At 27.4% G+C, this 14,818-nt stretch carries 12 protein-coding genes and 1 CRISPR repeat array (1 of these 13 running past the window's edge); of the genes, 3 read left to right on the top strand and 9 right to left on the bottom strand.

Annotation, left to right across the window (positions count from 1 at the left end; genetic code table 11):
- A CRISPR array of direct repeats spans positions 1 to 156; the repeat unit is 37 nt; unit sequence GTTTCAATCCCCTTAACTCGGGGCTTTGCTTTTAAAT; it reaches 857 nt to the left of the window's first position.
- 498 nt (positions 157 to 654) lie between these two features.
- The 7 genes from cas2 to F1B92_RS06930 form a co-directional block, all read right to left on the bottom strand.
- Positions 655 to 930, bottom strand: coding sequence for a CRISPR-associated endonuclease Cas2 (cas2, locus tag F1B92_RS06960; protein ID WP_154571140.1), 276 nt, complete (start codon positions 928 to 930; stop codon positions 655 to 657).
- A complete protein-coding gene (gene cas1, locus F1B92_RS06955) occupies positions 930 to 3,176 on the bottom strand; it encodes a CRISPR-associated endonuclease Cas1 (RefSeq protein WP_154571139.1) in 2,247 nt (748 codons plus the stop codon). Before cas1 ends, cas2 begins: the two co-directional genes overlap by 1 nt.
- On the bottom strand, positions 3,148 to 4,284 hold the full coding sequence (locus F1B92_RS06950) for a TM1812 family CRISPR-associated protein (protein WP_154571138.1): 1,137 nt from the start codon (positions 4,282 to 4,284) through the stop codon (positions 3,148 to 3,150). The genes cas1 and F1B92_RS06950 overlap by 29 nt, the downstream gene beginning before the upstream one ends.
- 57 nt (positions 4,285 to 4,341) lie before the next feature.
- Complete coding sequence (locus F1B92_RS06945; RefSeq protein ID WP_154571137.1) at positions 4,342 to 4,764, bottom strand: hypothetical protein; 423 nt, start codon at positions 4,762 to 4,764, stop codon at positions 4,342 to 4,344.
- Between the two features lie 337 nt (positions 4,765 to 5,101).
- Positions 5,102 to 5,821, bottom strand: coding sequence for an ABC transporter ATP-binding protein (locus F1B92_RS06940; protein WP_154571136.1), 720 nt, complete (start codon positions 5,819 to 5,821; stop codon positions 5,102 to 5,104).
- Positions 5,818 to 6,792 (bottom strand): FecCD family ABC transporter permease, encoded by a 975-nt coding sequence (locus F1B92_RS06935; RefSeq protein ID WP_154571135.1) that lies wholly within the window; start codon positions 6,790 to 6,792, stop codon positions 5,818 to 5,820. The genes F1B92_RS06940 and F1B92_RS06935 overlap by 4 nt, the downstream gene beginning before the upstream one ends.
- Positions 6,779 to 7,786, bottom strand: a complete 1,008-nt coding sequence (locus F1B92_RS06930; protein ID WP_195836316.1) for an ABC transporter substrate-binding protein — start codon at positions 7,784 to 7,786, stop codon at positions 6,779 to 6,781. Before F1B92_RS06930 ends, F1B92_RS06935 begins: the two co-directional genes overlap by 14 nt.
- A gap of 691 nt (positions 7,787 to 8,477) precedes the next feature.
- On the opposite strand from F1B92_RS06930, the gene F1B92_RS06925 reads away from it, so the two are divergent.
- On the top strand, positions 8,478 to 8,720 hold the full coding sequence (locus F1B92_RS06925) for an ATP-binding cassette domain-containing protein (protein ID WP_154571134.1): 243 nt from the start codon (positions 8,478 to 8,480) through the stop codon (positions 8,718 to 8,720).
- Positions 8,721 to 8,863: 143 nt separating this feature from the next.
- On the opposite strand, the gene F1B92_RS06920 is transcribed toward F1B92_RS06925, so the two are convergent.
- Positions 8,864 to 10,243, bottom strand: a complete 1,380-nt coding sequence (locus F1B92_RS06920; RefSeq protein WP_326833124.1) for an SLC13 family permease — start codon at positions 10,241 to 10,243, stop codon at positions 8,864 to 8,866.
- A 136-nt stretch (positions 10,244 to 10,379) separates the two neighbouring features.
- A complete protein-coding gene (gene ribD / locus F1B92_RS06915; RefSeq protein WP_154571132.1) occupies positions 10,380 to 11,378 on the bottom strand; it encodes a bifunctional diaminohydroxyphosphoribosylaminopyrimidine deaminase/5-amino-6-(5-phosphoribosylamino)uracil reductase RibD in 999 nt (332 codons plus the stop codon).
- A gap of 159 nt (positions 11,379 to 11,537) precedes the next feature.
- Here ribD and F1B92_RS06910 point away from each other — a divergent pair, with 159 nt between their 5' ends.
- On the top strand, positions 11,538 to 13,628 hold the full coding sequence (locus F1B92_RS06910) for a carbon starvation CstA family protein (RefSeq protein ID WP_154571131.1): 2,091 nt from the start codon (positions 11,538 to 11,540) through the stop codon (positions 13,626 to 13,628).
- Positions 13,603 to 13,803 carry a CstA-like transporter-associated (seleno)protein gene (locus tag F1B92_RS06905; protein WP_154571130.1) on the top strand — a complete coding sequence of 67 codons (201 nt, stop codon included), beginning with the start codon at positions 13,603 to 13,605 and terminating at the stop codon, positions 13,801 to 13,803. The genes F1B92_RS06910 and F1B92_RS06905 overlap by 26 nt, the downstream gene beginning before the upstream one ends.
- The last annotated feature ends 1,015 nt before the right edge of the window (positions 13,804 to 14,818 follow it).

Below are 14,818 nucleotides of genomic sequence, written 5' to 3'. Positions count from 1 at the left end.
AAATTAAGTAGAAATTACTACTAATTAATTAAAATTATAAATTTTGTTTCAATCCCCTTAACTCGGGGCTTTGCTTTTAAATAAAAGCTATGGGATGACTTGTGGATAGGGGTGAAAGGGTTTCAATCCCCTTAACTCGGGGCTTTGCTTTTAAATAGCCTAAATTTCACACCCTAAATCTAAAAGCATTTGGAATTATACTAAAATTTACTTATTGAACCCTTAATATACGGCAATTTAATAAAAAAGTTCGCAAATATAGCAAATTTGAAAAAATGCAACTTAAGGCTTTTTATAAATTTTAACAAACTATGCCCTAAATTTAGGCGTTTTCGTTTATAAAAAAGTTCGCAAATCAAATTTAAAAAAGATAAAATTTCAAAGTTTGCGAATTTTATCAAAATTGATTAATTTTTGAATCCCTTAAAATGGGCATTTGAAAATTAATATAAAATAAAAGTTCGCAAATCATTTTACAAAAAATTACAAATTTATGATTTGCAAATTTTTTATAAACATATAAATTTTAAGCTTTAAGGCTTTAAATTTTACATACAATACCTTAAAATCGCACCTTGTAGCTTTAAAAAATAGAGCCTAAATATTTCAAAAAAAGTTAGCAAATCAAAATAAATAGATTTTGATAAGCTAAATTTAAACATATAAATCTATGCTTTCAAAAATTTCTTCTCTATCACAAATCTCAAAACTCTTATTAAGACAATTTTCACAAATTCTATAAAATCTTATGCTGTCTGTTTTGGGGTTTGCTAAATCGCTAAGCTTTTTTGCAAGTTGATTTAATTTAGTTTGATTTAGCTCACACTCAAAAACGCTTAAATTTACTCTAATGCCGATACCTTCAAGGATATCGGATACTTTTTTGCGAGATTTATTTTTGCAAATGTCATAAGTAACTAGATATTTCATTAAAATTTTCCTATGAATGGTTTGTATGTTTTAGACTTTTCATTAATATAATTAGCCAATGCATAACACTGAGATGATATGATATTTTCTATCTTTTTAGTCTCTTTTTTGTGGGTTATGTAGCTACCAAGCTTTTCATTTATGTTTTGGGCGATTAAATTTCTAGATTTTATAGTTAAAAGACCATCTTTATTTAATGATAGCGGTTCATTTTTATTAAACATAGAGATTATAACTCTATCAACGATAAAGGTTCTAAATTCTTCTATCATATCGTAACTTAAAGTTGGTTTTTGTCCATTTAAAGAGTGCAAAAATGAGATATGCAGGCTAAGTCCTGATAACATTAAATGATAACAAATTTTGCCATATAGTATCGCATAGGCGTAGTTTAGAGATGAATTTACAATATCTTTTGCACCAAATGTAACTCTTGACTCAAAAGGAACATTTAATATAGCTTTTAAACTATCCCAATAAATAACAGACATACTACCTTCAAATCCCATAAGCTCAGATATGGTATTTGCTTTTTTAATCTTGTAGGATATGTCTTGAAATTTAGAAATATTTAAATCAAGATTTTTGTGATATTTATTAAGGTATTTCATATAATTTAACTGATTTTTTGACTTTGAGTATATAAAAGCCCTAGCAAGATAGAGTTGTTTTTGAGTCCCTAAAATCATAGCTTGCTTGTGTATGATTTGAGTTTGGCTAGATTTATAAGTAGTAAAAGTTGCGTAAGGATTAGCAAATTTATCTATAAAATCTATATGGATATTTTCATTCGCACATCTTTTAATAAACTGGGTTGAAAGTGAAATTGAGTCGGAATTTATAATAACTCTTTTAATCTTTAAAATAGGAAATGTTTTGTAAATTTTGCCATACTGCTTTATAGTTATCGTATTTTTGCTAACTCCTAAATAAAGTGATTTTTCATTTATGATAAGAGTTTGATTGAGAGCAAATTTTTTAGCATAAGTGTTTCTTTTGTCGTTGATTTTAGATTTTGTTTGCTTAGCTTCTTTATTAACTAGAACTTTTTCATAAGCTTTATTTAGGATTAGTTTTATAGTGTTATTTATGATTTGCTCGTCAAAAATCAAGTCAAGTTTTATTTGGCTGATGAAATTTATAAGCTCTTTTTTGTTTTTTATATGTTTTTTGTTTTTTTCTAAAAATACTTTATGAGAAATGCTTTTAATCACTTCTTCTTGCAAAAGTAGATGCTGGGGTGAGCTTTTATTTATAACTTTTAAATAGTAGTTTTTTATACCAATAAGTGTGGCGTTAAATTCATCTATAAAGGTTATAAATTTAGTGTTTTTTAAAGATAGTTTTTCTATTTCTTTTATAGCGTTTTCAAATTTAACACTGTTGATTAGGCGATTTTTACCCATAAAATCAATACCTAAAAATGTAAAGCCTTCATTTATATGAATTATTTTAGTTTTTTCTAAATTTAATGATAGATCAAGGCTTTTTAGCATATTTATGAGGCGTGGTTTGAAATTTATAGCTTTTTGTTTATCGTCAAAAAACATAGCAAAATCATCAGCAAAACGAATAAAATTTATAGAGTTTTTGCTTAGAAATTTATCCATTAAATCAAGATAAATATTAGAAAGTAGCGGTGAAATAATATCTCCTTGGTGGATGCCTTTTTCATGTGAAATAAAATCATCTTTTTTAAAGCCACCCGTTTTTAAAAAAAGAGTTATTAGGTTTAAAATATTTTCATCTTTTATGTGGTAATTTAGGATTTTTAAAAGTTTGGTGTGATTTATGTTTTCAAAAAAGTCCTTTATATCAGTTTTAAAGATCCAGACATTTCCCCTATTTATATAATCACTACTTCTATTTATGGCTTGGCTTGTAGATTTGTTTGGGCGATAAGCATAAGAGTTTGATACAAAAAACTTATCAAAATAAAAAAGCAGTTCGCTATAAAGAGTTTTTTGTATGATTTTATCTTTTATGCTTGCTAGAGCTATGGGGCGAGTTTTGCTGTTATCTTTTTTGATATCAATTTTTTTAATAGGCTCTGGCGTGTAGGTATGGTTTAAAACTTCATCTTTTAAAGCGTTTAAATTTTCATCTAAATTTTTTCTAAATTCATCATAGTTTATCTCATCAAGACCTTTTGATGTCGATGAGATAGAGTTAAAGGCTAGTTTTAAATTTGAGATAGTAAAGATTTCATTTAAATTTTTATAAAACATTTTTATCTTTTTTGTCAAAATCACTACTTATAAATTTGCCAAAGCTTTCTAAAAAAGAGTTTAGTTTTTCATAAGGATCTTCTATAATCTCACCGCTATTTGCATGGGCAAGGTTGTTTCTAAAACTATCTAAGTCTTTATAAAATCTTTTTAGTTTTTTGTAGTTTGGCTTTAAATTCAAATAGTCTCTAATTGCTTTGTCAAATTTATAGCTTAAGACTTTTTCAATTCGTTTATTTTTTCTATTAACTTGACCATTTTTTATGAAGCTATAACAAAAATTTGAAAGTAGGTAGTCTTTGTTTCTTGTCTCGCTTTTATAAAATTTTTGTAAAAGCCTCTTAACTTCACTGGATGAATTTGATACAACTTGTATGCTATAAATTCCTGCTGCTTCGTAAAAAATAGTAGTTGCATTTAAAATATAACCTTTACTTGCTAAATCTTTTGAAAATTTATAGAGTCTAATATAAGTAGGATCTTTTTCTAGACTTAAAAGATAGTTTAAATGGTTGATTGTGTTATCAATATTAGAAGAAAAGCAATCAAAAAGCTCATTTTTTGAAATTTGCTCAAGTGAGTTTAGGGTTGATTTTAAAAGCTTTTCTTTGTATAAATTTTGGATTGAGTTTGATAAAATGTTGTGAGATAAATTTTCAAGTCCTTTAGCTAATGCATTATAGGCTTCGTTTTTAAACTCAATTTTAGTTAAAGTATAGTTTTGGTTGAAATTTTCTAAGATAAAAGATAAATTTGCAATATCAAGAAATTCTTTTAAATCTATAATCTCATACTCTTTAAATTTAATTATCTCTTTTGCGAAAAAAATATGTTTAATCTTTATAGAATTTTGTAAATTTTGAGAAAGTATGGAGATAATAGCAAGAATAGGCAAATGTCTAAAACCATGAGATAAATCAACGATAAAATCTTCGTTTGATTCATCAATTGCTCTGTTTATAACCTTAAATGCCATATCAAAATCGTTTTCATTAGATATAAAATATTTTGAATTAAATTTATAAGTTAAGCCTTCATTTTTTATAACTTCTTCTTGTTTGTTTTTAGCTTCTTTTGTATAAATAGCCACAACTTCATCAAAATTTTCTAACAAAAGTGGGAACATATTTGACTTTTTAATTTATAATTTTTAGCTAAATCTAGGCTATAGTAATACTTAGCTTTATTTGTCGATAGCATCCCTAAAATCGTGATTACTTTCATTTAAATCCTTTATCAACATATCATTTTCATTAAAATCAAATTTATCATACTCTTTTATTTCAATAACCAAAACATCTTTTTTGCCTTTTTGTATCAAAAAAATATCATTTAAAAATTCAGGACTTTTAAGATAGCTTATAGTAAAGTTGTGATCTTTTTCAAAATCACTCACAATGCCTTTAATTTCAGCTCTTGTGATATTTTTTCTAAGAATTCTTATAGGGAGTTTTATCTTTTTATCTTTATTAATGATAAAAATTTCTATCTCCTCCATATCTTTTCTTCTAGAAAATAGGTTATAACCAGATGCAAACATTGCACAAAAAGCAAATATAATAGTTATGTAATCAAGATATGTGATAATATTATTAAAATTAAACATTTTTTTCCTTATAAATTTATTCGTATGATAATAAAAAGCATTATAATAAAATAAAAACTAAAAATCTATAAATTTAAATGCTCTTATAATACTCTTTTTTAAATTCTTTTTTAACTTTTTTTATTATACAGCTTTTAGTTTTAAAAATAGCTGTATTTAGCTTAATCTCGCCTCTTTGTGACATCAATACATTAAAATCTCTTTTTTTATTTTGATATTTTTATAAATTTATAATAATTATATCTATAGCTAAAGACATCTTTTGTCTTTTTAAAAATATATATGAAAATTTTATTTTAGTAGAATTTTTTAAGTATTTATTGAAGCAATCTAAATTTTATAAAATCTCTTTATATTTTTCATAATCAACTCCATAAAGCTTAGAGATGTTTTGTGGATTTAAAATTTCATTTTTGCCAAATTCTAAAATTTTGCCATTTTTTAGCATCAAAACATCAAATCCTAAATATTTAATGTGTCTTGGATGATGAGAAGTTAGTATGAAGTTTTTATCTCGTAAATTTTTGATTAAATTTAAAAATTTAATCTGATTTCCAAAATCAAGTGCACTAACTGGCTCATCCATAAAGATTATTTTAGCATTTGTACTTAAAGCTCTAGCTAAATATACAAGTGCTTTTTCTCCACCGCTTAAATTTTTAAAAATTCTATTTTTAAGATGATTGATTCCTAACATTTCTAAATTTAAAGTGCAAATTTCATAATCATCCTTAGAGTAATTCTCAAAAAATTTTTTATGATTAAGCCTTGATAAAAGCACGATATCTAAAACTTCATAATCAAAATTTACATCATAAAATTGAGGAATATAGGCAAAATTTAGTGCTAAATTTGTCCTTGAAAATTTAGTTATATCTTTTTTGTTAAATAAAATCTCGCCTTTAAATTTAACCAAATTTAGCATACATTTCAAAAGCGTGCTTTTACCGCAACCATTTTCACCCAAAATAGCTAAACTATTTTTAAAATCAAAATTTATATCTTGTAAAACCGCTTTTTTATGATATGAAAATTCTAAATTCTTAACACTTATCAAAATTTAACCTTTGATTTAAAAAGAGCTAATATAAAAATAGGAATTCCAAAAAATGAAGTTATGAGTCCTATTGGAACTTCATAAGTGTGTATGCTTTTTGCTATTAAATCGCAAAATAGTAAAAAAATAGCTCCAAAAATAGCCGAAGAAATTATCACATAGCCATTATCGCTTCCATAAATAAATCTACAAATATGAGGAATTACAAGTCCTATCCACCCAATAACGCCTGCTAAAAGCACAGAGATTGAGCTGATTAAAGTCGTAAGAGAGATGAGGATAAATTTTAAAAGAGTTGTATTTATACCTAAACTTTTTGCTTCATCTTCTCCTAAACTTAGAGCATTAAGTTTTTTTGATAGTAAAATTAAAGTGATTGTAGATATTATCATTAAAGGCATAGTTGCTAAAACGCTTGATTTTGTGGCATAACTTAAACTGCCCATCAAAAAATATGTAATATTTGGTAACACATCATTTGGATCGGCTAAATATTTTATGACTGAATTTAGAGATGAAAAAATAGCTCCACTTATGATCCCGCCTAAAACTAGCATTAATATTTTTGAATGATTGTTTATGAGGGATATTAAAACTGAAATCAAAACAGCTATAATGCCAAAAATGAATGTTAAAATTTGCATATAAAATATATTAAGCCCTAAAATCATCGCTAATCCAGCACCAAAACTAGCACCACTTAAAACACCTAAAATACTAGGACTTACTAATGGATTTACAAACATAGCCTGATATGTAGCTCCACTTATAGAAAGAGCAGCACCGATTAAAACAGCAGCCATCACACGAGGGAAGCGAATTTCTGCAATAATCACATTTGCTAAAATATTATCTCCACTAAAAGCTTTTATATAATCGCCAAATTCAAGACTATACTTTCCCACAAAAAGAGCAAAAAAAGATAAAAAAATTAAAATTAAAAATAGTATAAAAATGCTAATTTTTTTCATTTAAAATATCGCTTAAGTCATTGTTGTTTAAATTTAAATATAAGAAAAGTTTATAGAATTCTTTTGCTTCTTGATGAATGTCTAAATTTGCAATTTTGGGATGAAAAATTTGCAAAAGCCATCTAATGCCTAAATATCTCATAAATGAAGCTGGTTTTCCTGCCCAAGAAAACGGCTTTCTAGGGATTAAATAGACCTCTTTATTTTTTACAGCATCCAAAAGTTGCCACTTTTTATCATCAAAAATTTTATCGTAAAATGATTTGTGATAAACTATAATCTTATCTGGATTATAATCTAAAATTTTTTCAAAGCTAATATTGACTCTGCTATTTTGTTTTAAATTTTCACATTTATGGATAAGCTTTCCACCTGCAATTTTTACAAGCACTCCAAAACTGCTTTTATCGCACTCTGTTTGTAAGCCATTATCCCCGTAAGCATAATAAATTTTTGGTTTATTTTTAGCTTTGCTTGAAATTTCTTTAGCTAATTCTAGAGTTTCAAGACCGTATTTATGTAGCTCTTTGCTTCTTTCATTTGCTCCTAAAATTTCACCTAAAATTTGAAAAGAGTTTAAATTTTCTTCTAGCGTTAAAGCATTTATGTATAAGATGGGAATTTTGCTTTTAGAAAAAATATCTTTATAAAGCTCGGTAGTATTTGTGGATGAGATGATTAAATCTGGTTTTAAATTTAAAACTTGCTCTATATTTGGCGTCTTTCCTTGTCCAAAAAATCCACCAACTACTGGCAAAGATGTAACGTTTTTATCTAAATATTTTTTTTCAAGATCCCAAAATTCAAAAACAAGCCCTGCAATTTTGCTTTTATCGATCGCATAAAGTTGATATAAAAGAGCTGGATTTGAAGCATAAACTTTTTTAATGTTTTGTGGTTTTAAATTTTCACAATTTATGCAAAAATGGCTTTTATCTAACTCTCTTGAAGCTACTAAATTTAAAAACAGTAAAAATAAAGCTAAAATTTTCAAATTATATCCTTTAGAAAATTATTCGTTATTATAGGTTTTTTAGTTAAATTTAATGCAAATTTATGCTAGTTATTTTAAATCATATCTTGAATTTAGGAGAAATTTTTTGTCATTATCTTTACAGCTTTTTTATAAGAATAGTGTTTATTCAAGATATTATTAATTTCTAAGTCAAATTTAAAGCGTCATTTAGTTCATAAGATAGCTTTAATTTATAATCATAAATTTAAATCGTATTTTCTATTCAAATATCTAGCCATTACTTTTTACAAGAGTATTTACATATTTTTTAGCAAAGCTATATCTTAAAAATGTTTAATAGTTAAATGCTTTATTATCGTTTTTTAGATACTTATAAATTTATCCTTTTTATTTAAGTGCTGAATTTTTCTAGCATATTGTGTCATAAGAAGCACCTAAAAATCGCTAAAATTATATGTATTGCCTAATGCAAAATACAAAGTGTTATATTTCGCTTCTTGAATTGGATGCCATTTATAAACATCTTTTTATAATTTGATACAATTTAAGCGTGTTGTTACTTTCAATATTCCAAACAAACAATCATTATAAATACCGCCAAATCTTTCCAACATCAAAACTCATCATCTTAAAAATAGAATTTTTAAAATTTAAGTGGCGGAGAAAAAAGCACTTGTATATTTAAAGCACAAATACTAAAATAATCTTTATGAAAGAGCCAGATTTTGGAAATCAGATTAAATTTTTAAATTTAATCAAAAAAATGCAAGAAAGAAATTTTAAAATCATCCTAACTTCTCATCATCCAAGGCATATTAAATATTTAGGATTTGATGTTTTGATGCTAAGAAATGGCAAAATTTTAGAATTTGGCAAAAATGAAATTTTAAATCCACAAAACATCTCTAAGCTTTATGGAGTCGATTATGAAAAATATAAAGAGATTTTATAAAATAAAATTATTTTCAAAACAAATCACACATGTTTGTAGCTTTTATTGGTATTTAAACATATTTAAAGCAGGTATAAATCGATGTTTTAAATAATTTTATGCTTGAAATTAATAGAATAAATTCCAGGCTTAAAGCCTAGAATTTACAACAAGAAAAAGTATGCAAACAACGCTATCACCAAAGTTGAAAATATATTTAAAACTATTCCAGCTTTTACCATATCTTTTTGTTCAAATTTACCAGTACCAAAAACAATAGCGTTTGGAGGGGTTGCAACAGGAAGCATAAACGCACAACTTGCACCAATTCCAATAACTATAACCAACACTTCTTTTGGCATTCCTATTTGAGAAGCAACCCCAGCAAAAACAGGAACCAAAAGTGCTGCAGATGCTGTATTGCTAGTAAATTCGGTCAAAATAATGATAAAAATCGTAACTATAAATATAATCGTAATAGGCGATGAACTTGCAAAAATATTTGCAACCTCTTGCCCAATTACAAGAGAAGCTCCAGTATCTTTTAAAATAGCACTAAGAGTCAATCCCCCACCAAAAAGCAACAAAACTCCCCACTCTGTATTTTTTACTATATCATTCCAAGTACAAAGTCCAAGAACCACAACCAAAATAGCAGCTAAAATCGCAATCAAACCATCGCTAAACACCACACCAGTTAAATTAGTAAGTGGTTTTGCAAATATCCAACAAAAAGCTGTCACGCAAAAAACTGCAATAGTTAAAATTCTTTTTATATTCCAAGGAATTTCTGCTTCATTGTCTAAATTTATTGTTTTACTCAAATTTGGCTTAAATACAAAATACAAAACCATCATCATTAAAGGCCATAAAATAATCACCATAGGCATCCCGACCTTCATCCAATCCCAAAAAGTATATTTAAGCTCGGCTGAAACTATTGCATTTGGAGGAGATCCAACCATCGTTCCAAGCCCGCCAATACTTGCAGAATAGGCAATTCCAAGTAAAACAAAAACAATAGTTCCTTTATCTTTTTGTTTATCAAGCCCCAAAAGCATTCCAATAGCAAGCGGTAGCATCATAGCAGCTGTTGCTGTATTTGAAATCCACATAGACAAAAGTGCTGTAACACCGCATATCGCAAAAGTAACATAACCAAGATTAGAGCCAGAAAGCTTAATAAGTTTCATGGCTATTTTTTTATCAAGTTTTTGAATATGTAAAGCTGTAGCTAAAGCAAAACCGCCAAAAAATAAAAATATCGTAGGGTCTGCAAATTTTTGCAAAAAATACTTTATGGTAGATGGTTTAAAAGTTTCCCCGCTTCCACTTCCAATACCTATTAAAATTCCAATTACAGGTATCATCAATGCTGTAATGGTTATATGAACTGCTTCTGTTAGCCAAAGTATAGCTATAAAAAGCAATAAAGATAGTCCTTTATTTACATTTGACTCATAAGGTAAAAATAAATATAAGCCAAATGATAAAAAAGCAGCAATTAAAATAACAATCAATCCTTTTTTTGTAACAGAATCGATTTCATCATAAGTTTTAGTATCCAACTTCTCTCCTCAGATTAAATTTCAAACTCAGTATAGCAAAATTAAAAAATTTAACAATTAAAATATGGAAATTAAATTAATTTAAATCAATTATGTTACCAAAAGTAAAAAATTATCTCAAAATTTTAAACCAACCATAAAAATTATCTGAAATTTTATCCATAAATAGCAACTTTAAATTTAAATTTATAGATAAATTTTCTAAATTTATAAATTTTTCTGAAAAGAAAATAAGTATATGTGTTACAAATGGTGGCAAATTTTTGATTAAATTTTCACCACCTTCAAACATACAAAATTTATAATTTTTTACTAAATTTATATCGCTTTGTATTAAAATTTTTCTATCTCTTACTTCAAAAAGCGGTATTGTTTTATCAAAATTTTTACTTTTTGAATATATAAATATATCTGGATTTTTAGTGCCATTTATAAGTCTAGTATCCAGTCTTGGTCTATCGATTCTAACGGTATTTCCACCTATTACAAGCAAATCAATTAAGCTTCTAAATTTATGCGTCATTTGTCTTGATTCTAGATTAGTTATAACTCCACCTTTTAACACACCATTTAAGCTAGCGCCTAATTTTAAAAAACTAAAATTTCCATTTTGCCAAGATAAAAATGGCTCTATTAGCTCCTTGCATTTATCTTCTAAAACTCCAAATTTTACACAAATATTACTTCTTTTTAAAATTTCAGCGCCACCTTTAGCGATTTTATTTTCATCCTTATAACCTATAATAACTTCGCTAAATTTCAAAGCAACTAAAAGTTTTGCACAAGGCGGGGTTTTACCTATATGAGAACAAGGCTCTAGTGTAACAAATGCTTTTGAACCTTTTAATAAATTATTATGATTTTCTAAAATAAAGTTATAAATTTCATTGGGGTTTTTTGGGAATATTAAATTTGGATTGATTTTTTTTAAAGCTAAAGCCACACCATTTAGTTCAGCATGCCCACATCCTGCTTTTTGATGAGCAGCTATGCTTAAAATTTTACCAAATTTATCTAAAATAACGCAACCAACAGCTGGATTTGGATATGTAAGTCCTTGAAATTTCCAAGCCTCATTTAAAGCTAAACTCATATAAAATTCATCACTCATAATCTTGCCTTTTTTGTAAATATTTTTTATAAATTTATATAAAATTATTACTTTTCTCTACATGAAAAAATAAAAATCACATAGAACTTGCAATTTTACCAAATTTTAAGTTAAAAATTAAGAAAATGAATTTTAAATTTAAAATATAAGGAGGTTTGCATGAAAAGTAAAATTTTATGGACTTTTGTAGCAATATTGGGAGCGTGGTGCTTTGGAGTTCTTGCACTCCATAAAGGCGAAAGCATTAGTGCTATTTGGCTGGTTGTCGCAAGCGTGTGTATTTACATGATAGGCTACCGCTTTTATGGGCGTTTTATAGCATATAAAGTTTTAGAATTTGATGATAAGCGTGCAACTCCTGCTGTTGTGTTAAATGATGGGCGAGACTATGTCCCAACTAATAAATATGTCTTATTTGGGCATCATTTTGCAGCCATTGCTGGAGCTGGTCCGTTAGTGGGACCTGTTGTTGCTGCACAAATGGGATATTTACCATCAATGATATGGTTATTGGTAGGAGTTGTTATTGCTGGTGCTGTGCATGATTTTGTGGTGCTTTTTATCTCTGTTAGGCGAGGCGGAAAAAGCTTAGGCGAAATAATAAAAGATGAAATGGGAAAAACTACAGGAGCAATTGCTATGATAGGTATATTTTTTATTATGCTTATCATTGTTGCAATTTTAGCAATGGTTGTCGTAAATGCTTTAGCCAACTCGCCGTGGGGATTTTTTACTATTGCAATGACAATTCCAATAGCAATTTTTATGGGTCTTTATATGAGATTTATTAGACCTGGTAGGGTAATAGAGGCTTCAATTATCGGCTTTGTGCTTTTAATTTTAGCTTTAATATATGGAAATCAAGTAGCAGCAGATCCGATTTTATCGACTTATTTTAGCTTTTCAAAAACTAGTTTGGCATATATAATAATAGCATATGGCTTTATAGCTTCTGTTCTTCCTGTGTGGTTTTTACTTGCTCCAAGAGATTATCTCTCAACTTTTTTAAAAATAGGCGTAATTGTTGGTATGGCAATTGCAATTTTAATTGTAGCACCTGATCTTAAAATGCCTGCAATTACAGAATTTACAAATGGAACTGGTCCTGTTTTTGCTGGAAAACTTTTTCCATTTCTTTTTGTAACTATTGCTTGTGGAGCAATTTCTGGTTTTCACGCCTTAATTTCAAGCGGAACGACTCCAAAAATGGTAGAAAAAGAAAGCCAAACTTTATTTATAGGATATGGATCAATGTTGATGGAAAGTTTGGTTGGGGTAATGGCTTTGATTACTGCTTGTATATTGACTCCTGAGATATATTTTGCTATAAATACTCCTGCTTCGCTTCTTGGTTCTACTGCACAAAGTGCAGCTGATTATATAAATGGTCCTCTAGCAGAACTTGCAAAAATAGGTTTTCATATAACACCACAAGATATAACTACTCTTGCAAATAATATAGGTGAAAATACCATTTTAAGCCGAACTGGAGGTGCTCCAACATTTGCTATAGGTCTAACTATGCTCTTGCATGAAATAATAGGCGGAGAGAAAATGATGGGGTTTTGGTATCATTTTGCTATTTTGTTTGAAGCATTATTTATATTAACCGCTGTAGATGCAGGAACAAGAACTGGTCGTTTTATGGTGCAAGATATTTTAGGAAATATATACAAACCTATGGCTGATACATCAAATATGTTTTATGGAATAATAGCTACCTTAATATGCATATCTGGCTGGGGATATTTGCTTTATGCAGGAGTTACTGATCCAATGGGAGGAATTTATACCCTATGGCCGCTATTTGGTGCTTCAAATCAAATGCTAGCAGGTATGGCTCTACTTTTAGCAACTGTTGTTATTTATAAAATGGGTAAATCAAACTATGCTTATGTTACTATAATCCCTGCTATTTGGGTGCTAATAACAACCATGTATGCAGCAGTTCAAAAACTTCTGCCTGCAAATGGAGATAAAATTCACGATGCAGTTAGTCATGTAGCAACTGCACAAAATGCAGTATCCAAACTAGCAACGCTTAGCGATCCAACACTAATAGCAAAAACAGAGGCTATTATTAGAAATAATATTATAGACTCTGTGCTTTGTGCTTTATTTATGTTTGTAACTGTTGTTGTGATAATTCAAACTTTTAGAATCTGCAAAAAGATAAAAGATGGAAATAATCAAGAGTATCCATTAATGGAGGGCAAATACATAGATGCAAATAAATTTAGTATGGGTTAAAATAAAAAATGGCTATAAGAATTTAGATAAAGCCCTATATCCGCTTATAGGGCTTCCAAGTTATGAGAAGTATTTAGAGCATTTTAAAAAGAATCATCCAGATAAAACACCCCTTGATAGAGGGGAATTTATCAGACAAGCACAAATGGATAGGGCTAAAAATATTAAGTGCTGATAAGCTCAAATAGCGTAGGTTACGCTTTACAATTTGTTGAGTTTATTATTATAAAAATTAACTTGTTAAATTACTAACTTCAAGCTAAATTTGTTTTACTGGCTTTAGTGGTGCTTATGCAAATTTTCTTTGCTGATTTTTGCATTTAAATTTAAACAAAAGTGGCTAAATTTATGATGTTTGAAAGAGGCTATAGAAAATTATAAAAATTTAACGACGAGTGAAATTTAACAATGATATTCATCTAGCTAATAGAATTTATAATAGCATATAAAATACGCTTTTATACTCAAATGATTTAGGAGTCTATTAAATATGAGAATAAATTTAAATCGTATAAATAAGATTTTTAAAAACATACTTAAATTTAAAGACATAAAAATAGATAAGAAAATTTTATTTAATTGAGTCTAAAAAATTATTTAATAAGTAACAGTCTTAATCTATTTAAACGCTAATTTTAGGCATCTTTTAATTCATCATTAATTTAATATCTATATCAAACTATCCCTAAGATTCTAATAATTTAAATATTTTAATAGCTTCAATAATCAATTAAAATCATCTCTAAATTTAGTTTTTGAAATTTTTAAGAAAAGCTATTTTTTTTAGAATTTGAATTAAATTTAATTAAGTAAGGATCTAGGCTATCAACTTTTTCTTTTATATCATTTTTCATCCCTTTAAATTTTCAATCTTTAAATGTAATTCAAAATTTATTTAAAAATTTTTATATTTATGATTGCAAGCAAAATGAAATTTTAGTTTTTTAATGGCCCTCAAATAGCTTTTATCTAACTCTATATATATCTCTAAAATAGAAAAATATTTGTTTATAATACTATGATTAATTTGTTTGCAGTATTGATACTAAGAATAAAGCATTTCTATAAACATTTAAAGCATGATTTTTTTAATAAGCGTTATTTTATTATAATGCTAGTTAGGTACTTAATAAATCTAATCTTATTTAATACTCTAAAGTTTGTGATATTTTAATCATTGCAATGACAAT

It is taken from the genome of Campylobacter portucalensis (genome assembly GCF_009690845.1).
Taxonomy (GTDB): domain Bacteria; phylum Campylobacterota; class Campylobacteria; order Campylobacterales; family Campylobacteraceae; genus Campylobacter_B; species Campylobacter_B portucalensis.
The sequence above is the reverse complement of the archived record's forward strand: the minus strand, read 5'-3'. Positions and strand labels throughout refer to the sequence as shown.